Origin of the sequence: Psychrobacter sp. P11G3 (assembly GCF_001435845.1) — a bacterium.
In the GTDB taxonomy this organism is placed as follows: domain Bacteria; phylum Pseudomonadota; class Gammaproteobacteria; order Pseudomonadales; family Moraxellaceae; genus Psychrobacter.
The window spans coordinates 3015722-3036866 of sequence record NZ_CM003596.1 but is presented as its reverse complement, the minus strand read 5'-3'; the positions used below and the strand labels follow the sequence as shown (position 1 = coordinate 3036866).

The following is a 21145-nucleotide window of genomic DNA, read 5'->3' as shown; positions in this document are numbered from 1 at the left end:
TCTGAAATAATATCTTTGCCTCTATTAAGAATTACCCGCATAACGAAAATTATTATAAAAGGAAAGCTATGTGTATTGTCGCTATTGCTTGGCAATTATTTGATGAGTTACCGCTAGTACTACTGTCTAACCGTGATGAGTTTTTGCAGCGCCCAACTGAGCCGCTCCACCAGTGGTCTGACCAACCTATCTATGCTGGACGCGATAAGCAAAGCGGTGGCACGTGGTTAGGCATTCATCAGCAAGTGTCACCAGCGCAGAGTGCAGAGTATTATGAACAAAATGGTCGTTGGGCTGCGGTGTTGAACTTTCGTGATGGGGTGCAGGCAAGCAGTGATGAGCGCTCACGTGGTGCGCTGGTCACTGAATTCTTGACAGGGACTTTAAGTCCGATGAATTTTGCACGGCAGATTGATTTGCAGGATTATGCGGGTTTTAATCTGATTATTGGTGACGCTGCGCAAGCTGTGATCGTCAATAATCGTGGTCATGCACCCACGCCATTATATGCAGGTCTACATGTTATCTCTAATGGTCAACCAGAGGACAGTTGGTTTAAGACAGAGCAGTTGCGCGGGCGACTACGTCAAGAAGTGCTGCCATTGATTGCAGAGGATAGCTCGCCTGCGTACTGGCAAGTGGCGGCTTTTAATGTCTTGTCAGATAGTACCAAAGCACCAGAAGACAAACTGCCTGTGACTGGCGTGGCATTTGAAGTGGAGCAGATGTTATCGTCTGTTTATATTGAACCTGTCGCTTTTGGCGATACTGAAACTAGCAAACCTACTTATGGTACCCGCACTCAAAGCATCTTAACGTTGCGCAAAGAGAGAGATACGGGAGCAAACTACACGGCGAATATTATTAGCCGTGAGTTTGATAGTCATTCAAAGTGACCGTTAAGAGATAATAAAAAACACCCACGGTAATTGCTAACATTCTAGCTACTATCGTGGGTGTTTTGCATTGTACTATTGAGTGACTCATTACATAAGCAGATGATTATTTTGCTCAGGAATGATCAGCTCTTGCTTCAGAGGGAGTTCGCGTACCAATTCTTGCAAGGCACGACGATAAACGCCTCGTTTAAAGTGAATTACTTGTCCGAGTGGATACCAGTAGCTGACCCATTGCCAATGGTCAAATTCAGGTTTCCCTTCATCAAAGCGGATATGTTGAGTATTTGGCTCATCTAAGCGTAGCAAAAACCATTTTTGTTTTTGCCCAATACATAAGGGATGCTGACCATGACGTACATAACGTTTTGGCAAACGATAGCGCAACCAGTCTTGCGTGACTGCCAATAAGTCTACATGACGCGGATGTAAGCCGACCTCTTCCCAGAGCTCGCGATACATTGCATCCATCGGCGTCTCCCCGCGGTCGATACCACCCTGCGGAAATTGCCAAGCGTTGTGACCAATACGTTTTGCCCACAGAACCTGCCCTTGTGTATTTGCCAAGATGATGCCGACGTTGGCGCGAAAGCCGTCTGCATCTATCATGACTAAACCTTTTAATTTGTTTAAAAATAGCTTGTTTTGACTTGAAACCGTGACAGCAATCGTAATTATTATAAGGTGATTGTTATCGATATCCGCTCAAAACAAGATTCATTACCGTTATTAAACCAAGAAACAAGCGAAATGTGTAACAGTATTTTGCTATAAAATGTTTCACGAGTTTTACCTTTTAAAATCAACTATTTATAAGTAAACTTTTGTAGGTTTTTATACGGCATTTTTAGGCAAGTGTTGATGAGTAGTAATAGGCGGATGAACATACGATTATTTAGTAAACTATCGAACTCCACTATTTCTATATGTATAAAGTGGTAAAAGCACAGATTTCACTGGTGAGCTAGTAGCAAAACAATGAGCCTATAAAATCTTGCTTTGGCTTATGCTACACTAGCTGGGCAATATATCATTCACACAATAATAATAGGCAATACGCCATTTAAAATAAGGAACATCTACAATGTCAGAATCAAAAGCAAGCGTCATATGGCAAGAGAACAAAGCCTTTATGGGTGTGTCACCATCAGGACATAATGTACAAATCGATGCTGATAAAGAGAAAGGCTCAAGCCCGATGGAGCTCATTTTGTTAGGACTAGGTGGTTGCGCCAGTTATGATGTCGTAGAGATTTTACAAAAATCACGCCAAGCAGTGACGGATGTACGTTGTGAGCTAACTGCCCAGCGCGCTGAAACCGTACCAGCGGTCTATACCGATATTCATATGCATTTCATTGTCACTGGTCAAGAGGTCAAAGAAAAACAAGTCGAAAAAGCCATCCAGTTATCAGCAGAAAAATACTGCTCTGCCAGCCGTATGTTAGTAGCAGGTGGGGTCAATATTACCCATGATTTCGAAGTGGTTGCAAGCTAGGAACTTATATAATGATAAGTGCATTCTTTGAGTTGGTAACTGACAAAGTGGCGTCTGCCATTTTAGCCATGGTGGTAGCAAGCCTACTGCCATGGGCGGTGTCAATCGTTGCGAAAGTATCTGGTGGCTTTAGAATCAGAAATAATGCACATCCTCGCGAATTTTTTCAAAATGCGACAGGCATGGCAGCACGTGCTAATGCAGCACAGCAAAACAGTTATGAAACCTTGCCAGTGTTTTTGGCGGCAGTATTGGTAGCTATGTTGTTCTTTGTACCGCAGTCGATTATCAACGTGTTGGCTTGGCTGTATGTGATGATACGAATTGGTTTTTGCGTGGCGTATATTACTAATTTGGCAATGTTCCGCTCTATCCTCTGGGTACTATCAATGGCCTGCTGTCTGATGCTATTTTATTTAGCGATACGAGTCAGCGTCTAGTAAAAATATCCGTAACCGCCAAAACGCTCAAATACAAGCAGGTGATTAATCTCGTACACTTGCTTGTAGGGCGCTAATAATCACCGCTTTATTTTTTTCTCGTTTGATACTTTCCCATACTGTTTGCGCCTCAGCATAGCCTTTGGTGAGCATCCCTAACCACTGTTTATAACGCCCAACCAATACCACATCGTTCTTTGCCTCACCTTCCAAAAACTTAATTTGATGGGCGATCAAATCTTGCCATAACAATGTAGCCGTATTCTCTACGCTATCAGTACTGTTTTTAGTATCATTATCAACCTGTGCCACTAAATCAGGACGCGTTACTGCGCCGCGACCTAACATTAAATGCTGTGTACCTGCTTGCGTCATACAATTTTGCGCATGCTCAAAGTTCCAAATTTCTCCATTAGCAATGACTGGAATATCGAGCGCATTAAAGCTCTGGATTTTGTCCCAATAGGCAGGCGGCTTATAGCCTTGGGTTTTAGTGCGTGCATGAATGGTCAGCCAGTCGGCGCCGCTATCGTTAATTGCGCCGCGAATATCATCCATGCGACTGGTATCGGTATAGCCCAAGCGAATCTTAGCTGATACTGGTATGTGAGCGGGAACGGCTTGACGTACGGCACTGATAATCTGATACATTGTTTCAGGTTCATCTAACAATACAGAACCACCACGATGGCTATTGACCGTTTTTGCAGGACAGCCAAAATTGATATCAATCGCAGGTGCACCAAGCTCGCAAGCATAAGTGGCGTTTTCTGCCATCAGCTGCGCTTCGCTACCCAAAATCTGTATATGAATGGGCGTACCAGAGGCTGTTTTGGCATCATGATGTAGCTCAGGCACATATTTATAAAACACATGCGCAGGCAAGACGTGCTGAGTGATGCGAATAAACTCACTGACTGACCAATCATAAGGACGACCCAAGTCAGACGCAATTTGGGTTAAGATTTGGCGCATTAATGGATCGGTCAAGCCCTCCATAGGTGCGAGCAAACGCACGGGAGCTGCAAATAACTGATTAATAGTATTTTGACGCGTTTGAAGTTGCTGGCTATTATTCATGCTGGTGATTCACTGCTAAAGGGTCGTTATAAGAGAGATTGAATAAAACTTGAGTCTGACAGAGGTGTAGGGTAATTAGGTATTACCAAAAATCACTTTTTTGCCCGTCTGCAATCCTGATATCAAGTCTTTAATATTATGAATATCCAAATTGCTTTGCGCACGAGTACAGGCGACATAGAGTAGGCGCAACTCTTCTGGACTAATCTTGACCGCGTTGGTGGTCACATCGTAGTAAAAATCATCATCTAACTGTACTTTTCCCCATTCGAGCCCTTTGGCTTTATGAGCGGTAGAGATGACATAATCTGCATTTTCGATACTGGTCAGACTATTGACCGCTTGGCTGAGGACATTAGTGCCATGGTCATCGACCAGTTTGACCAGTGTTTTTAGGTCACTACCTTCGTTAGTCTCAGCGTACTCTTGCACATCACCCCAATTATAAAAATAAGCCAGCTCAGGTACACCGTAAGCCGATTTACCGTTTTTTAAGTTTTCGGCTGCCTGACAGAATTTGAGCATACGGTCGGTATCCGCTTGTAGCGCCACGCGATGCCCGTGCTTTAATCCTGTCAACAGTTGTGACATGGCAGCAGCATTAGTACGGCACAAAATAGCATCTTTCTTACTATGTACCATGCCCTTATCGGTAGAGGACTGTTTATTCGGATTGCCTTTTAGCGGTACGTCCTCTTGTAGTGCTTTTAATAGGGTATTGGCCACTTCTGCAATCGGCTCACCAAAGCGAAAAGATTGCGTCAATAATGTCTGCGGCAATGGCAACTTTTTCATGGCATTGACCGCGCCGCGCCATTCATAAATCTGCTGATGCGCATCGCCCACATAGATGACTTGTCTCGACTGCTGTGTCAAGATACCCATCATCAATGGGTCGGCATCCTGTGCTTCATCAAATAAGATAAAGTCCGCTGGAATACTAGGTTTAGACAATGCCCAGAGCTTGAGATAAATATCATGGCCAATACCAGCAGGGTGACGCGCATCAATCGACTGTAACCAGCGCTGCTCAACAGCGGGGTAGAGCATCTCGCGTAACTGTTCTGCATCTGAGTCATCGAGCCAACTTGGGAAGAGTATGTGCCTTGGCGCAGGGTAGCTGGCATGCGTGCTGCAAAAATTACTTACTGCATCGCTGACGAACCGAGACAATCGTGCGGGTGTCAGCGTAATGTATTTATTAACCCCATCCATTTGTCGACGTACTTGCACAGGCTGTAGTCCCAAATCATCACCGAGGCGCTTGGGTGAAAAGCGTGGCAAAGATAGCTTGGCGGTAATATCACGAGCAACATGACGATAAGCTAGTGAATGAAAAGTGCGGCACTCTACATGCGGTGGAAACTTTGAACGAGCATCATTGGCAATCGCTTTGTTAAAGGCCAGATATAGTCCGCGTCCACGTAGGCGCTCACCAATTAGCTTGAGCGTCGTTGTCTTACCGGCGCCCGCATAAGCAACCACTTTAAACGACTTATGATCCATCGCCATATTCAGCGCGCTCAGCTGCTCGTCAGTGGGATCGCTCATATAAGCTGGCATAGATGCGGACATAATAAAGCTACCTAAATACAAAAATTGATTAAAAACAAAAGGGGCAAAAAAAGCCACTGGGTAAACAATGGCTTATAGATGATGGTGATGCTAAAACGTGATAGTAAGCAATCAGCTTACTAATGAGGCAAGAATAAAACGGTGTAATGGTAGTTTAACGCATAGCTATATGTAATCAATAACTTTATTTTAGTCTAGATTAGACTGGTAAGTGTTTTATTCTTTATTTGTCGACACGAGAGTAGGACTGGGCTCTTCTTTGATTAAAATCTTTGCCAAAAACAAACCAAGCTCAAACAACAACCACATCGGAATCGCTAGCATGAGCATCGATACGCCATCGGGCGGCGTGACAACGGCAGCCACAGCAAAACAGCCTACAATGATATAACGACGTTTTTCTTCTAAGCTCTGAATGGAGACAATACCTGCCAATATCAATAGCAAAGTAACAACTGGAATCTCAAAGGTTAAGCCGAATACCATAAATAATTTCAAGGAAAAACTGAGATAGCTGTCGATATCCGTCATGGGTAGTACGTTTTGCGGGGCAAACATGATAAAGAATTTTAAGACCCCTTTGAGCACAATAAAATAGGAAAAAGCCACACCAGCATAAAACAGAAATATAGAAGATAGCAGCACTGGAATAGCGATTTTCTTTTCTTTCTTATACAGACCGGGCGCTACAAATGACCAAATTTGATAAAGGATGTAGGGCATCGCCAAAAATGCGGCTACAAATACGGTCAGACGTATCGGCGCCATAAAGTTTGACGTGATATCGGTGGCAATCATGGTTGAGTTGGCGGGTAACTGCGCAACTAATGGATCAGATAACAAGTTGTATAGCTCGCGCGAATAGCCGACCAAACCTAAAAATATTATCAGTACCGCCACACATATTTTGATCAAATGCCGACGCAGCTCAATCAAATGCTCGGTAATAGGCATATCAGCCAAAGGGCTTAAAACATCATCTGATTTTTTATCTTGAGTGGTATTGGTCGTTGCTGCAGCACCTTGATTAAGGGTGTTTTGATCGATAGCTTCTTGATCAATAACATCTTGGTCAGTAATGGCAGAAACAGCGATTTTCTCTTGACGATTTTTTTTGCGCTTGAATAATGGCATCAATCAGTCTCCTGCTTATGGTCAGAAGTCTGCATGTTGGCAGGACTGTTGAGTAGGGCGTCAGCTTTATAATTTGGCACATATGGCGGCATTGGGATCCGACGTGCTTTATCATAAGCGCCCAGCCGAAACCACATATTTTCCCACGGTCGGGTAGTAATGGTCTGAACAACTGGCACTGCCTTGGCGTTATCGCCCACATTTGCATCATTTATATCGTCACCGCTGTGACCGCCTTTCGATAATCGGCTATTTTCCAATGTATCTGTCTGCTCGTCAGTGGCATAAGCATAGTCGAATGCTTTTGGCGTGGCTGATTGCTGCTTTTGTGTGCGGCTATTTTTATGAGCTTCGTCACCCTTGCTCTTTTCAGCGTTCGTAGATGCTTCAGAAGCTGTCGCAGCAGGACTATGTGAGCTTTCAAAAGCTTTCATATTGCCGCGCATCTCAGCCATTTCACGCCTCATTTCAGCTTCAGTCTGGCGAATTTTGGCGAGCTCTTTTTGCATTTGCTGACGTGTCTCAGCCAAGTCAAGCTCAGCCTCTATTTCAGACTGCAATGTTGAGACTGTCCGGCGAATTTTGGCATACCATTGCCCAGCAGTGCGCGCTGCCTGTGGCAGTTTTTCTGGGCCTAGTACGATTAGGGCGATAACGCCAAAGAGAAGTAATTCAGAAAACCCGATATCAAACATAATGGTCCGATGTCACTGTTTAGATGCTATACGTTATGCTTATCATCAACCTTGGTGGTTGAGCGCTCTTCAGTGTGTGCCGTTGCATCGTGGTCAAGAACCGCGTGTTTTTTGGCATGCTCTGTATTTTCATCTTTAACAGCTTCTTTAAAGCCTTTCACAGCACCGCCCAAATCTTTACCAGCATTTCTGAGTTTTGAGGTGCCAAACACGACAACGACAACGACCAATAGTATCAGCCAATGTGTAATAGAAAAACTACCCATAATGGTATCCTTGTGACCTGGTTTTGTGACTTGGTTTTCAGTCTTTATATGCCTGCTTTTAGTTTGCAAAAAGGTCCAACTAGCAAACAAAAAGTATCGACATATAATGCGAGATAAAACAGAGCTATATTATAACCTGCACTTATTACAAATAGGTGAAAGCAACAATAATCCAATAAAATAGACGTTTATTTTTTATTTAGGCTTATCTAGCGGCTTTTTCATCGATACCGGATAACCCAAAACGTCTGCCTAGCTCGTTTAACACGGCATCCGACTCTATATCAAACCATGCCAGCCCAACCAAGGTATGGAACCAGACATCGGCGAATTCATAGATCAGCTCATGACGCGCTTCATCATAGCTTGCTTTGTCTGTACTCTCATCGCAGTTAGCAAAATCTTTGGCAGCGATGATACTTTCTGTACTCTCTTCACCGATTTTTTCTAATATCTTATTTAATCCTTTGGCATACAGACTGGCCACATAAGAGCTGTCGGCATCGGCTTGTTTGCGCTCTGCTAATACGCTATCAAGCTGCTGTAATACAGAGGCTTTATCGACTTGTGCTTGAGCAGTATCAGATTGTGCTTGGATAGTATTAGAGTCAGTATTCGCACCAGTGTTTTCAGTTTCAAGAGTTTCGCTAGTAGATTCATGAGAATGATAAATATCCGCAGGGTCTTTTAATACTTTATCGACGGTCTGCCATTCAGGCGTTTGACCTGATAAATCCAACCGCTGATAGAAGCAAGACTCACGTCCCGTATGGCAAGCAATGCCGCCAGCCTGAGTGACGCTAAGCACAATCACATCTGCATCACAGTCTAGACGAATATCATGCACAGTTTGCGTATGGCCTGATGACTCACCTTTATGCCACAGCTTGGCACGCGAGCGTGAAAAATAAACCGCTGTTTGTGTTTGTGCGGTGAGCTGTAGTGCTTCTGCATTCATCCACGCCATCATCAAAATACGACCTGTCTGATGATCTTGAGCAATTGCAGGAATCAAACCATCATCATTAAAAGTTACGGCAGTCAGCCAAGCAGGTAAAGTCATAATGTATTTGTCGTCTTATAGGTAGAAAGTGGAAAAGAGTGATAAGCAATTATACTACTTATGATTAAAGCGGGGAGATTATCTGAAATGCTTTGCAAGATGCTGACAGCTAGCAATATGATGTCAACTAAATGCACTATAAAATGCAATTATGCTAATGACAGCATACTATTTATGACAAGCGATTCTACAGTCTAAATAAATGCGGATACAACGCTTCTTTGATCGAGTTATCAAGCTTAGTCACTTTATTGAGGTTAAAGTCGTAACCTCTAAAATGCTGGCGCGCTTTTGCTACTATCTCGCCCGTGTGCATCCGCGCGACCTTTAGGATTATATTACCGCCATTATCATATATTGGCTCGACACCAACTTCAAATAACAGCTCTTCTCGTACGCGGATACGGCTTACAATATCTAGCTGCAATTTATCAATAATCAAGCCTTGATGGTCTGCGTTGATTTCTTTGACACCTTTAGCGTATAGAAATCTTAGCCGTGCTTCGGACAATAGCGCTGTCAGAGATTCTACCGTCATATGCTGTCCTGCGTCGGCTTCCGTATGACGCACACGCATCACTGTCTCAAAAACAAACAAGTCGTCGTCGAATACTAACTCTTGTTTTGACACACTATCTCCTAGAGTGATGGCCAAAGATTGTTCTATTTATCATGCTGTAGGTTAGTAGGATTGTTATCGTTATCACTATACATTACAGCCTAAATATTCATGGTGAATAAGTGGGTTTCAATAGGGTTTATATAAAGATATAGCTCAGTCTCTACTTAAGCACAGCTTAGGCTGACATTCAATCTATTTGAATAAAAATCAGCCGTTTTATTAAGGCTTTTAAGAGAGCTGCTATCGCTTATTTGATGCTGATTACTTGTCTATATTGTCTACTAAAACCTCGCCAAAACTTTACTTGGCAAAACAAGGCACTATCTGCTAAAATAGCGCCTCCCACCTCGAGGCAAATAGAGGTTTAGTGGTTATTTATATAACGATTATTCAGTGTGACTATTTGACGACCAGGTTCTAAAACAGAAAAAGAGGCAAATCATCATGAAAGTTAAGATGAAAACCAGAAGCGGCGCAGCTAAACGCTTCAAAAAAACAGCGAATGGCTTCAAGCGTAAGCAAGCATTCAAAAGCCATATTTTGACCAAGAAATCAGCTAAGCGTATTCGCCAATTGCGTGGTCTTAAGTTGGTGCACAAGTCTGACGAAGCAGCAGTTCGTCGTATGTGCCCATACATTTAATAGCCTACCGTCATCTATCTTTGATTGAAAATATTTGACTTTGCAATCTGACAATGATGTTTGTTATTTAACGGCATCATCACTCGCTTAACAGTGATTAAAAAATCTTGGAGTAAATTATGGCCCGTGTAAAACGTGGTGTACAGGCAAATCGCCGTCACAAAAAAATCTTAAAGCGCGCAAAAGGCTACTACGGTGCCCGTTCACGTGTTTACCGCGTAGCGGTACAGGCAGTGACCAAAGCTGGTCAATATGCTTATCGTGACCGTCGCAACAAGAAACGTACTTTCCGTCGTCTTTGGATCGCACGTATCAATGCTGGTGCACGCTTAAACGGCTTAAGCTATAGCCGCTTCATCAATGGCATGAAAAAAGCAAACATCGCAATCGATCGTCGCGTTCTAGCAGACATCGCTATGCATGATGCAGCGACTTTCACAGCATTGGTCGAAAAAGCAAAAGCGGAATTGGCCTAAATATTAACCGTCCTTTAGGTATGATGCTTTTAAATAATTATTTATCAGCAGTTGTCTAAATGGATAGGACTAATATTGATTAATAGTATGATATTAATAAAAGCTACCGCTGGTCGGTGGCTTTTTTTATATTAAATTATTTTAAGCGTGCTCTATATTGAACTTTGTCGAGCAAAAATACGCTTATCATCGTCTAAATATTCAAGCCATTCTTATAACCAGCCTTTATATGAACTTTTATATAAACATAGCTGGATAAATGGTTTGCAATATTTGGTCAAATCCCTACAATTAATAGTCCGTTCAAATCAGGAATAATGCGTCTTATGACTAACCCTGCTGCCACCAACGACTTGTCGGCGCTACCGACCTTGTCTTCAGAGCTTAATGAGCTTAACGAAGCTCAGCTTACCGAATTTGCGAGTGCTGCTGAAGCTCTAATCCTACAAGTAACTGATGCGCGTACACTGCAAGATTTGCGTGTGCAGTTGACTGGTAAAAAGAGTCCGTTAACGGGCTGGTCAAAGCAGATGGGCAAGCTCGATGCTGATGATAAGAAAACTTATGGCGGCTGGTTGCACCAAGTACGTAGCCGCATTCAGCAAGCATTAACCGATCAGCAGCAGCAACTAGAGGTCGCCGCGCTCAATGCCAAGCTAGAAAGTGAGAGCATCGATATCACTTTGCCTGCTCGCGGTGGTCAAAAAGGTCATCTGCATCCAGTAACGATGATTACTCAGCGTATGCAGCAGTACTTTATTCAAGCGGGTTTCAATGTCGCAACTGGCCCCGAAGTTGAGAGCGACTACTATAATTTTGAAGCGTTGAATATCCCGTCGCACCATCCTGCGCGCGCGATGCATGACACCTTTTATTTTGATGCGCATTATCTATTGCGTACGCATACCAGTCCTGTCCAGATTCGTACCATGGAAAAAAATGAGCCGCCGATTCGCATTATTTGCCCAGGTCGTGTTTATCGTAACGACTCAGACCAAACTCATTCGCCGATGTTCCATCAGTTAGAAGGCCTTATGGTCACCGAGTCGAGCACTTTTGCTGAGCTAAAAGGTTTGATTAGTGAGTTTCTAGAAGCGTTCTTTGCCAAAGAGCTGACCGTACGTTTCCGTCCGTCGTTTTTCCCATTCACTGAGCCGTCTGCAGAAGTGGATATCTTAGATGATAATGGCAAGTGGCTTGAAGTGATGGGCTGCGGTATGGTACATCCACAAGTATTGACCAATTGCGGTATTGATAGCGACAAATACACTGGCTTTGCTTTTGGTATGGGTATCGAGCGCTTTGCGATGCTGTATTACGGTATTGATGACTTGCGCTTATTTTTCCAAAATGACGTGCGCTTCTTAAAGCAATTTGGCTAGAGTTTTCTTTATACCTATATAGTTAGTTCAAGATAATTTAGATCCAAGGAACGTGAGTGAAAGTGCTACCAATCGTAGACTGAGCGAGCCTGACGCTGTATCTAATTTATATAAGATTGACTATAGCAAGCGAATTCGCCAAGCTTTACTCCAACATCTTTATTATAAAATTCTGATCCGAGATATTTATGAAAATTAGCGAACAGTGGCTACGTCAGTGGGTAAACCCTACAAATACTAGCGAACAGTTAGCCGAACAGTTGACTATGGCAGGTCTTGAGATTGATGATCGCTATGCGGTTGCCCGTGCTTTTAGCGGTGTGGTTGTCGGTGAAGTCATCAGCATTGAGCAGCATCCTGATGCAGATAAATTACGTGTTACTCAAGTAAATATCGGTGACGCTGAGCCGCTACAAATTGTCTGCGGCGCGCCTAACGTGACCGTCGGTATGAAAGCACCGGTTGCTACCGTTGGCGCGATATTACCAAGCGATGATAAGAAAGGGTTTAAAATCAAAAAGAGTAAGCTACGCGGTGTGGCCTCAAACGGTATGCTATGCGGCGCTTCTGAAATTGATTTAGTCGATGATATAGATGGCTTGCTTGAGCTGCCTGAAGATGCACCAGTTGGTACAGATATTCGTGAGTATCTAGGTTTAGATAATCAAATATTGGATATCTCAATCACCCCAAACCGTGGTGATTGCTTTAGCGTACGTGGTATCGCTCGTGAAATATCTGTCATCAACGATTTATCTGTACAAATGCCAGAAATCTCTGCCAATACTGCTGGCACTGCTGCAACGCCAGCTGTGACAGTTGATGCAAAGGAAGCCTGTCCTCGCTATCTGTTACAATCGATTAGCAATATTGATCGTAGTATCGATACTCCGAAATGGATGCAAGATGCGCTGGTACAGTCAGGACTACGTTCACACAATTTCTTGGTCGATGTGACCAACTATGTATTGATGGAATTGGGTCAACCGTTACATGCGTTTGACGCAGACACGATCGAAGGTGATATCGTTGTACGTTTGGCACAGCCTGATGAAACCATTACTTTGCTTAATGAGCAAACCGTTACCTTGACCGGTGATGAGCTTGTGATTGCTGATGACAAAGGTGCCTTGGCACTGGCTGGTATCATGGGTGGTCAGCGTAGCAGTGTCACTGATAGCACTACCAATATCGTTGTGGAAAGTGCGTTCTTTAATCAGCTAGCTATTGCTGCACGCGCACGTCGTTTTGGGCTACATACGGACGCATCACAGCGTTTTGAGCGTGGCGTCGACTTTGAATTGCCAGCATTGGCGTTGGCACGAGCTTGTGATTTAATCACCAGTATTACTGGAGGGGAAGCAGGTCAAATAGTCGCGGCCGAAAACCTTGAGCATTTGCCAGCACGCGCACCGATTACATTGCCAATCGCGAAAGTTCGTGATGTCATTGGGATTGATATTGAACCAACTGAGATGGTACGTATCTTGACTCAGTTGGGTTTTGACGTAGAGCAGCAGAGCGATGCATTAGTTTGCAAGCCGCCATCTTATCGTTTTGATATGAGTATCCGCGAGGATTTAATCGAAGAGATTGCTCGTATCTATGGCTATGACAATATTCCAAGCGTCCTGCCGCATTTGCAGGTCAGCATGGATTATGATGATACTGCAGATTTGACGCATCAGATGAAGCTGGCATTGGTTGATAATGGCTACATGGAAGCTATCAGCTTTAGCTTTAGTGATGCAAAACTAGAAGCATTACTTGATGATGAGGCGCTAGGGGAGGTGTTAGCACTGGCAAACCCTATCTCTAGTGATTTGGCCGTTATGCGTCGTACCTTGCTATCGAGTCTACTGCCTTGCGTACAATATAATTTAAATCGCCAGCAGCCACGCGTACGTTTCTTTGAGACGGGTCTTAGCTTTGTTGGACAAAGTATCAGGGACTTAGTACAAACGCCAAGTATTGCTTTAGTTGCAGTTGGTGATATATGGAGCGAACAAGCTTATCAGAATCGTGCGTTAGATTTTTATGACCTAAAGCATGATATTGAGCAGCTATTACCAGCTCAAATCGATAGCGCACGTATCCGCTATGAGCGTAGTACGCTGAGCTTCCTGCATCCAGGACAAAGCGCTGAGTTATATATCGATGATATATACGTTGGTTGGTTGGGTCAGTTGCACCCAAATACTGCTAAACAATTAGATCTGCCGGCTACATGGGTCGCTCAATTGTCACTGGCACCGCTATTGACGATTGCACGTGAGCAGCATGCTATCACGACACCAAGCAAGTTCCCGCAAGTACGCCGCGATATTGCTATCTTGGTAGACAGTGACATCAGTTTGCAGACACTAGAGACAACGGTGCGAACTGCGGCAGGTAATTTGTTGACTGATCTTTGGTTATTTGATGTCTATCAAGGTGACAAAGTACCAGAAGGTCAGCGCTCACTAGCGTTTGCACTAATATGGCAAGACAGTACGCAAACGTTGTCTGACGAAGCCGTCAAGACTGCCACAGATAAAGTGGTACAAGCGCTAACTGACCAGCATTCAGTACAGCTGCGCGACAGCTAACATTTAGTAAGTATTATCCCCAATGCTCTGTAGTCTTTTTACCATGAGGCTACGGAGCATTGCTATTCATAGCATAAGTTAAGTGGTTATTAATAAAGGATTTTAATAAAGACTTTGTTAAAAAATGGTCAAAAAACCTTTATAATAGCTAGCCTTAACCCTCATACCGCTAAACCATGATATTCGACATCACGACATAGCATAGGAGTCGTACTGTGAGCACCTTAACCAAATCTGACATGATTGAGCATTTGATGAGTCACCTAAACCTAACACGCCAAGAAGGCCGCTGTCTGGTGGAGAACTTTTTTGATGAGCTGTCAGAGAGTTTGATTGATGGCAAAGAGGTCAAGCTTTCAGGCTTTGGCAACTTTGAGCTTAAAGATAAAAACAGCCGTCCAGGCCGTAACCCGAAAACAGGGGAGCCTGTTGCAGTATCTGCACGCCGTGTGGTTACTTTTAAGACAGGGCAAAAATTTCGTCAGAAGGTTGACGAGCGTTTGTTTGATAGCTAATACTTAGTTTGGCACTGCGCTGAACGATAGTGTGTCTGTTTTATCGTGAGTTTATAAGAATGCTAGTGCGTATTTGCACTTAGTTATTTTTGCGTACATCTATATATTTCGATATTGCAGCACGCATCGCATATTAGGGTTATCTATAAAGTAGAAACCTACTAAAATCATAAATGATAGACATAAAAAAAGAGAGCATAGGCTCTCCTTTTTTTACTACAGTTTATCTATTGTATGAACAATAAATTACTGAGCTTCTTCAACTACTACTTCGTCAGAAGCTTCAACAGCAGCAGTATCAGTTTCGCTAGCTACGTCTACGCTAGTGGTGTCGCCGTCTACAGGAACTTCAGCGTCCATTTCGTCAGTAGCAGTTGCAGCTTGTGCATCAGCGATGTCAGCTTCAGCGCCAGCAACAGCAGCGTCAGCATCAGCAGTCATTTCGCCTTCAGCAGCAGCTTCGTTTAGCTCTTCAGAAGCGTCTTGCACTTCTTCTTGCGCGTCAGATAAATCTTCAGCAGCGTTTTCTTTGCTGCTATCACAGGCAGTAAGGCCCATAGTTGCAGTCATGATACCAGCTAGAGCAAGTAATTTAAGTTTCATATGGTTTTCTCCGGAAAAATGAAATGAGCAGTAGCAGCAACAAAGGTCGAAATCCGAGATTTCTCAGAATTCAACTAGTCTTAGTCACAGCTACTCAGCTTCCACGCATTCTATAGGTTTTCTAAGTAAATAGAAATAGCCTGTACAATTAAGTAACAATAAAATTTAAAATAATATTTTACTTTCTCTATCCGATATACTTTTTAATACAAGAAGCCAGATTAATCGACGTATAATCAATGACATCAGAAGGATTGAGCGCTTTTTCGGTTCTTGTTTTTTAACTCAAATTGTCTATATTAATCCCGTTTGTATGAGTAAAAATGAAGTTAAATAGTCCGATTATCATTCTATATTACATAAACACTAGTGAAGTTAGCAGTTTTATAGGTTTCTCCTTGCTTTTAGGATAGTAGACTAGGTCATAGCGCAAATTGACTGGCCAAATAATATATAACATAAGTAATGAGTAATAGAAGTAGTGGCTAGTAGAGATAGTAGTTAATAGAAATAATGAATCAATCTATATTTGAGGAATAGAATTATGAAATGGCAAGGTAGACGAGGTAGCTCGAATGTGCGCTCTAGCACAGGTGGCGGTAAGATGATCGGTGGTGGTATTGGTGGTATTATCATCGCAGGTATCTTGTGGTTGGTATTTGGGGTAAACCCAATGACCGCATTACAGACAGGTCAAGCGGTTACAGGTGGTGGTAGTGAGTCATCTACCGAGCTGGCAACCAGCACAGACCGAGACACGCAGTTTGTGAAAGTTGTACTAGCAGATACAGAAGAAGTCTGGCATCAAATCTTTAATGAAGCTGGTAGCACTTATCAAGAGCCGTCATTGATTTTGTTTAATGGTCAGGTTAGTTCGGCATGTGGTAGTGCTAGCTCTGCAACAGGTCCATTTTATTGTCCAGGGGATCAGACTGTTTATTTGGATACGTCATTCTTTGTAGAGATGCGACAGAATCTTGGTATTTCAGGCGATCAGCAAGGCTCTGGTGGTGAAGAGAACCAAGGCAAGGCTGGCGATTTCGCACAGGCCTACGTGATAGCGCATGAGGTAGGTCACCATGTTCAGACGTTATTGGGCATTAGCCAACAGGTCAATGAAGCTCGTCAGCAAGTGACTCAAGCACAGTCCAATAAGCTATCAGTATTACAAGAGTTGCAAGCGGATTGTTTTGCTGGTGTATGGGCACAGCGCAATCAAGAGCGTGTACAGTTTTTAGAAGCTGGTGATCTTGATGAAGCGGTAAATGCAGCTAGTCAAATCGGTGATGATCGTCTGGCGAAAGCGAGTGGTGGTGCAGTAGTGCCTGATAACTTTACTCATGGTACCAGTCAACAACGCGTCGAATGGTTCACCCGTGGTCTACAAAGCGGTAATGTACAATCTTGCGATACGTTCAGCGGTGCACTTTAATGGCCATATATATTAATAATCGTGTATTTGACTAACGATGTTTTGTAATACTGATGTTTTTGACTATAAGTCTAGTGCATGGACTTATAAACAAAATTAAGACACAAAAAAGCCTGCAACGAATTGCAGGCTTTTTGTCATCTTTTATCTGATACTACTCAATCAATTTTCAAATAATATCAGCGTAGAAAGATTTAGTTGTTATCAAGAACATAACCACCAGCACCGCCAATCGCTGCACCAGCCAATGCGCCACGAGCGATATCTTTGCTGTCGCCTTTGCTTTTAATAAGAGCACCAGCTGCTGCGCCAGCAGTAGCACCTTTAGCAGTGTTGCTCATACCGCTATAAGAGTTACAACCAGTCATGATTAGTGCTGAGCTAGTAATGGCAGTCATTGCGATCGTTTTAGCAAATTTCATATTATCACCTATTAAGTCATCAAGTTTAAAATACAATACCTTCAAAATACTGTGTCCATGATATTTTCAAGTATATTCCTACTGTCTGTCATAATAGTCGGTTACTAATAATATAGTCGTAGTAAAAACGCTAAACTTTGCAAACGAGATGTAAGCGATGTTGCCGTACTGTATCATCGGCAATGCCTGTGAACGACAGAGCAGCATAGCTTAATTGGCTTAACTGTTAATACTTCGATACTGCTATAAAAAAGACTACCTATAGGTAGTCTTAATATTGAATCAAAGCTGAATATGTCTAGCAAACTAATCAAGAATTAGTTTTGTGATTTACGCTTCATTTGCTCGAAGAATTCATCATTGGTTTTCGCTTCTTTTAGGCGATCCAATAAGAACTCAGTAGCTTGTACGCCATCCATCGGTTGAAGTAGTTTACGTAAAATCCATACTTTACGCAGCTTGTCTTCGTCCAATAGACGCTCTTCGCGGCGTGTACCAGATTTTTTGATATTAATCGCAGGGAATACACGTTTTTCAGCCAAGTCACGCTCAAGCGTAATCTCTTGGTTACCCGTTCCCTTAAATTCTTCAAAAATAACGCTATCCATCTTACTACCAGTATCAATCAATGCACTGGCAATAATGGTCAAACTACCACCTTCTTCCACGTTACGCGCAGCACCAAAGAAACGTTTTGGACGTTCTAGGGCATTGGCATCTAGACCACCCGTCAACACTTTACCTGACGATGGAATGACCGTGTTATAAGCACGTGCTAAACGCGTAATTGAATCAAGTAAAATCACCACGTCTTGCTTATGCTCGACCAAACGTTTGGCCTTTTCGATGACCATTTCAGCGACTTGTACGTGACGCTGTGGTGGCTCATCAAAGGTAGAAGCAACCACTTCACCGCGTACCGTACGTACCATCTCGGTGACTTCTTCTGGACGCTCATCAATCAATAGTACGATCAAATAGCATTCAGGGTTATTACGAGTGATTGATTGCGCGATGGTCTGTAGCAACATCGTTTTACCCGCTTTTGGCGGTGCGACGATGATAGAGCGCTGACCTTTACCAATCGGAGCGATTAGATCGATGATACGACCAGTCAAATCTTCAGTGGTTCCGTTACCAAGCTCAAGTTTTAAATGCTCAGTTGGGAATAGGGGCGTCAGGTTCTCAAAGATAAGCTTATGACGTGAGCGATCTGGCGTATCAAAGTTAATCTCGCCAACTTTTAATAATGCAAAATAACGCTCAGAATCTTTTGGTGGACGAATCGTACCAGCGATACTGTCACCAGTTTTTAGACTGAAACGTCGAATTTGGCTAGGGCTGACATAAATATCATCAGGACCGGCTAAATATGAGCCTTCTGATGAGCGCAAAAATCCAAAACCATCAGGAAGAACCTCAAGTACGCCGTCACCATAAATGGCTTCGCCGTTACGCGCATGGGTTTTTAGAATAGCAAAGATAATGTCCTGTTTACGGCTACGCGCCATATTATCAAGACCCATTTCTTTGGCGATAGCCAATAGCTCAGCGATTGATTTTTTCTTTAATTCAGTAAGATTCATAGATAGGTCATTAGCAATTGATCAGATGAGAGATGCCATTAGCAGCACAAGTCACGACAGTGATTAAAATAACGGTAATATGATGATATGGGTGTGTGCACAGCGCTGTAGTTTATGTAGTTTTGGTTTTATATGTCTGCTTATGTACGCATTGCCATGATTGGATGCAAGGTAATAAGAAATAAGGATAAAAAAGGCTACATAAGAGTCTGCGTCAAAAACTCAATATCAGTAATTGCGTTTAGTCATTTTGTTCAGCAATGGTGTTTATAATGACGATTGTGTTTTTGTTGATAAACACGAGGAGAATAGCGACAAGATACTTAGGAAAACAGTTGGTTTTCTCTTGTCAGCAGACTATACGGTCTTCACAATAGCGTTGTCAATAAATTTTGCCAAAAAAGTCATATTATCGAGTTTTTTGCACAAAAAACAAGCAAAAAAGCCACTATCTTGGTTAGATAATGGCTTTCTCAGTTATTCTATTTTACCCGCTCAGGGTAACCTAGAGCGAGCAAATGTAACTTATAAATGCTTGTCTAGTACTTTAGCCAATTCAGCTTTTGGCTGTAGGCCCATTACTGAATCAACTTTTTCGCCATCTTTGAATACAAACAGGGTTGGGATGTTACGAATACCAAAACGGCTAGCCGCTTGTGGGTTGTTGTCTACGTCTACTTTAACGATTTTAACTTTACCTTGGTACTCAGTCGCTAGATCTTCTAAAATAGGAGCGATGGCTTTACAAGGACCACACCATGGTGCCCAGAAGTCTACTAGTACAGGTACGTCTGATTGTAGAACGTCTTGATCAAAGTCTGTGTCGGTAGTATGTACAATAAGGTCTGACATAATTTTATCTCTCTTGTTTTATTACTTCTATCACCACTCATCAACATATATATTGGTTTAATAATAAATCGGTTGGTGGTCAAAGAATTGTTTAGAAGGGGTGAAAATGTGCCATTATATTAACATGTTTGCCCTAATTTGACAGATACAGGCTGGTTAAATTGTTTAACAACTAGTATTAGCACAATAAATCGAAACGGTGCAGCACAAGAGTATCTAATCTGTTATTTGATACGATTATACTTATCAAAGTATGTATCTCAGTGCAATATAAGTCGTATTTTATACCTCGTTTGTATAGTAGTTATTGATTAGTAGCTAGCGATATTAACAACGTTAAAAATCAGTCAAAGTCTTGACCTTCTGTCCAAATAATCATTGTTTCTACAATGGCTATCGTGCCAAATATAGCTATCATGTCTAAAAGACTAGCCACCAAAAATCCTTATCTTAAAACCAATTTACATAAGTAGTTAAATTTATGCCTTTTACCGATGAAGAAGTTAATGCCCTCAATGCCCAAGAAAGCGCTTATCCGCTTGAGTTTTTTAAAAATTTTGCGCAAGAAATTACGGTTTATGAAGACGATGACATTTGGGTAGTTGATAAACCTGCAGGCCTATTAAGCGTCGATGGTAAAACACTTAAAGTCAGTCTGCTTGCACGTCTTGAGCGTGCCAATCCAGCTGTCAAATTGATTCACCGCTTAGATATGGACACCTCAGGACTGCTTATTTTTGCAAAAAATGCAGCAGCGCAAACCAATATCAGTAAGCAATTCATCGAACGTCTACCGCAAAAAAAATACCAAGCACGTGTTTTTGGTGAATGGGAGCAGGTCGGCGCAACTGGTGAGATATCAGTGCCAGTGCGCTATGAGCCAAGTACCAAACCGCGCCATATCGTCGATCACGACTGGTCAAAGCATGCACTGACGTTATACGAAGTTGTGGCTCACGAAACCTGTAATGGCGAGGCAGTCACTCGGGTCATGCTAAAGCCAGTCACTGGTCGCAGTCATCAGCTACGCGTACATATGGTCCATGTCGATCATGTGATGATTGGCGATCCGATTTATGCTGAAGGTGCTGCATTAGAGATAGCACCAAGATTGAACTTACATGCACAGCAATTGCGTTTAAAGCATCCGGTACTGGGTGCTTGGATGGACTGGGAAAGTCCCTGCCCATTTTAAATCGTTAGATTTTGCCGCGTGCTGTTAATAGACGTGATAAACGGCTCTGAAGCCAGCTATGAAATGCCAGTCATGCAAATACAAGGATGAAAGTATGCTTGATATCACCACTACCAAACAGGCCATTAAAAACCGCCTTAAAGGTAGAAAATCAAAGACGGATAAAGTAGCCGACTATGAAGT

Annotated in this window: 22 protein-coding genes; 10 read left to right on the top strand and 12 right to left on the bottom strand. The window is 42.7% G+C overall.

All coding sequences use genetic code 11. The annotated features are described in order from the left end of the window. Nucleotides 1-68 precede the first annotated feature (68 nt). Nucleotides 69-896 (top strand): NRDE family protein, encoded by an 828-nt coding sequence (locus AK824_RS12295; RefSeq protein WP_057761958.1) that lies wholly within the window; start codon nucleotides 69-71, stop codon nucleotides 894-896. A gap of 90 nt (nucleotides 897-986) precedes the next feature. Here AK824_RS12295 and AK824_RS12290 read toward each other — a convergent pair whose 3' ends face one another. Further along, the gene (locus AK824_RS12290) at nucleotides 987-1505 is read right to left on the bottom strand and encodes an RNA pyrophosphohydrolase (RefSeq protein ID WP_057761956.1); all 519 of its coding nucleotides are present in this window, start codon (nucleotides 1503-1505) and stop codon (nucleotides 987-989) included. Nucleotides 1506-1980: 475 nt separating this feature from the next. Here AK824_RS12290 and AK824_RS12285 point away from each other — a divergent pair, with 475 nt between their 5' ends. Then, complete coding sequence (locus tag AK824_RS12285) at nucleotides 1981-2394, top strand: OsmC family protein (RefSeq protein ID WP_057761954.1); 414 nt, start codon at nucleotides 1981-1983, stop codon at nucleotides 2392-2394. Nucleotides 2395-2405: 11 nt separating this feature from the next. Beyond that, nucleotides 2406-2834, top strand: coding sequence for an MAPEG family protein (locus AK824_RS12280; protein ID WP_406947838.1), 429 nt, complete (start codon nucleotides 2406-2408; stop codon nucleotides 2832-2834). 45 nt (nucleotides 2835-2879) lie between these two features. Here the strand turns inward: AK824_RS12280 and AK824_RS12275 are convergent, their stop codons facing one another. The 7 genes from AK824_RS12275 to AK824_RS12245 all read right to left on the bottom strand — a co-directional run bounded on the left by AK824_RS12275 (nucleotide 2880) and on the right by AK824_RS12245 (nucleotide 9278). Beyond that, a complete protein-coding gene (locus tag AK824_RS12275; protein ID WP_057761952.1) occupies nucleotides 2880-3914 on the bottom strand; it encodes a tRNA dihydrouridine synthase in 1035 nt (344 codons plus the stop codon). Between the two features lie 75 nt (nucleotides 3915-3989). Beyond that, entirely contained in the window at nucleotides 3990-5489 is a 1500-nt protein-coding gene (locus tag AK824_RS12270) for a UvrD-helicase domain-containing protein (protein ID WP_057761950.1), read from the bottom strand. Between the two features lie 216 nt (nucleotides 5490-5705). Continuing rightward, nucleotides 5706-6623 (bottom strand): twin-arginine translocase subunit TatC, encoded by a 918-nt coding sequence (gene tatC / locus AK824_RS12265; RefSeq protein WP_057761948.1) that lies wholly within the window; start codon nucleotides 6621-6623, stop codon nucleotides 5706-5708. After that, nucleotides 6623-7318 (bottom strand): Sec-independent protein translocase protein TatB, encoded by a 696-nt coding sequence (gene tatB, locus AK824_RS12260; protein WP_057761947.1) that lies wholly within the window; start codon nucleotides 7316-7318, stop codon nucleotides 6623-6625. The genes tatC and tatB overlap by 1 nt, the downstream gene beginning before the upstream one ends. A gap of 26 nt (nucleotides 7319-7344) precedes the next feature. After that, nucleotides 7345-7584: a Sec-independent protein translocase subunit TatA gene (tatA, locus tag AK824_RS12255; protein ID WP_057761945.1), complete on the bottom strand. Its 240-nt coding sequence runs from the start codon at nucleotides 7582-7584 to the stop codon at nucleotides 7345-7347. 205 nt (nucleotides 7585-7789) lie between these two features. After that, nucleotides 7790-8647 (bottom strand): bifunctional phosphoribosyl-AMP cyclohydrolase/phosphoribosyl-ATP diphosphatase HisIE, encoded by an 858-nt coding sequence (gene hisIE, locus AK824_RS12250; protein WP_057761943.1) that lies wholly within the window; start codon nucleotides 8645-8647, stop codon nucleotides 7790-7792. 187 nt (nucleotides 8648-8834) lie between these two features. Beyond that, complete coding sequence (locus AK824_RS12245; protein WP_057761941.1) at nucleotides 8835-9278, bottom strand: acyl-CoA thioesterase; 444 nt, start codon at nucleotides 9276-9278, stop codon at nucleotides 8835-8837. Nucleotides 9279-9713: 435 nt separating this feature from the next. On the opposite strand from AK824_RS12245, the gene rpmI reads away from it, so the two are divergent. From rpmI to AK824_RS12220, 5 genes are all read left to right on the top strand, one after another. Next, nucleotides 9714-9911: a 50S ribosomal protein L35 gene (gene rpmI, locus AK824_RS12240; protein WP_057761939.1), complete on the top strand. Its 198-nt coding sequence runs from the start codon at nucleotides 9714-9716 to the stop codon at nucleotides 9909-9911. Between the two features lie 119 nt (nucleotides 9912-10030). Then, nucleotides 10031-10387: a 50S ribosomal protein L20 gene (rplT, locus tag AK824_RS12235; RefSeq protein ID WP_011281252.1), complete on the top strand. Its 357-nt coding sequence runs from the start codon at nucleotides 10031-10033 to the stop codon at nucleotides 10385-10387. A 326-nt stretch (nucleotides 10388-10713) separates the two neighbouring features. Then, the gene (gene pheS / locus AK824_RS12230) at nucleotides 10714-11769 is read left to right on the top strand and encodes a phenylalanine--tRNA ligase subunit alpha (protein ID WP_057761938.1); all 1056 of its coding nucleotides are present in this window, start codon (nucleotides 10714-10716) and stop codon (nucleotides 11767-11769) included. Nucleotides 11770-11957: 188 nt separating this feature from the next. Then, nucleotides 11958-14357, top strand: coding sequence for a phenylalanine--tRNA ligase subunit beta (gene pheT / locus AK824_RS12225; RefSeq protein ID WP_057761936.1), 2400 nt, complete (start codon nucleotides 11958-11960; stop codon nucleotides 14355-14357). Nucleotides 14358-14572: 215 nt separating this feature from the next. After that, a complete protein-coding gene (locus tag AK824_RS12220; RefSeq protein ID WP_057761935.1) occupies nucleotides 14573-14872 on the top strand; it encodes an integration host factor subunit alpha in 300 nt (99 codons plus the stop codon). A 246-nt stretch (nucleotides 14873-15118) separates the two neighbouring features. Here AK824_RS12220 and AK824_RS12215 read toward each other — a convergent pair whose 3' ends face one another. Beyond that, nucleotides 15119-15475, bottom strand: coding sequence for a hypothetical protein (locus AK824_RS12215; RefSeq protein ID WP_057761933.1), 357 nt, complete (start codon nucleotides 15473-15475; stop codon nucleotides 15119-15121). A 544-nt stretch (nucleotides 15476-16019) separates the two neighbouring features. Here AK824_RS12215 and AK824_RS12210 point away from each other — a divergent pair. Beyond that, on the top strand, nucleotides 16020-16907 hold the full coding sequence (locus AK824_RS12210) for a KPN_02809 family neutral zinc metallopeptidase (protein ID WP_057761931.1): 888 nt from the start codon (nucleotides 16020-16022) through the stop codon (nucleotides 16905-16907). A gap of 194 nt (nucleotides 16908-17101) precedes the next feature. On the opposite strand, the gene AK824_RS12205 is transcribed toward AK824_RS12210, so the two are convergent. The 3 genes from AK824_RS12205 to trxA all read right to left on the bottom strand — a co-directional run bounded on the left by AK824_RS12205 (nucleotide 17102) and on the right by trxA (nucleotide 19767). Beyond that, the gene (locus AK824_RS12205; protein WP_057761930.1) at nucleotides 17102-17329 is read right to left on the bottom strand and encodes a hypothetical protein; all 228 of its coding nucleotides are present in this window, start codon (nucleotides 17327-17329) and stop codon (nucleotides 17102-17104) included. 317 nt (nucleotides 17330-17646) lie between these two features. Further along, nucleotides 17647-18915, bottom strand: coding sequence for a transcription termination factor Rho (gene rho, locus AK824_RS12200; RefSeq protein WP_055125334.1), 1269 nt, complete (start codon nucleotides 18913-18915; stop codon nucleotides 17647-17649). 525 nt (nucleotides 18916-19440) lie between these two features. Next, nucleotides 19441-19767, bottom strand: coding sequence for a thioredoxin (trxA, locus tag AK824_RS12195; protein ID WP_057761928.1), 327 nt, complete (start codon nucleotides 19765-19767; stop codon nucleotides 19441-19443). Nucleotides 19768-20248: 481 nt separating this feature from the next. On the opposite strand from trxA, the gene AK824_RS12190 reads away from it, so the two are divergent. Continuing rightward, nucleotides 20249-20962, top strand: a complete 714-nt coding sequence (locus tag AK824_RS12190) for an RluA family pseudouridine synthase (RefSeq protein ID WP_057761926.1) — start codon at nucleotides 20249-20251, stop codon at nucleotides 20960-20962. The last annotated feature ends 183 nt before the right edge of the window (nucleotides 20963-21145 follow it).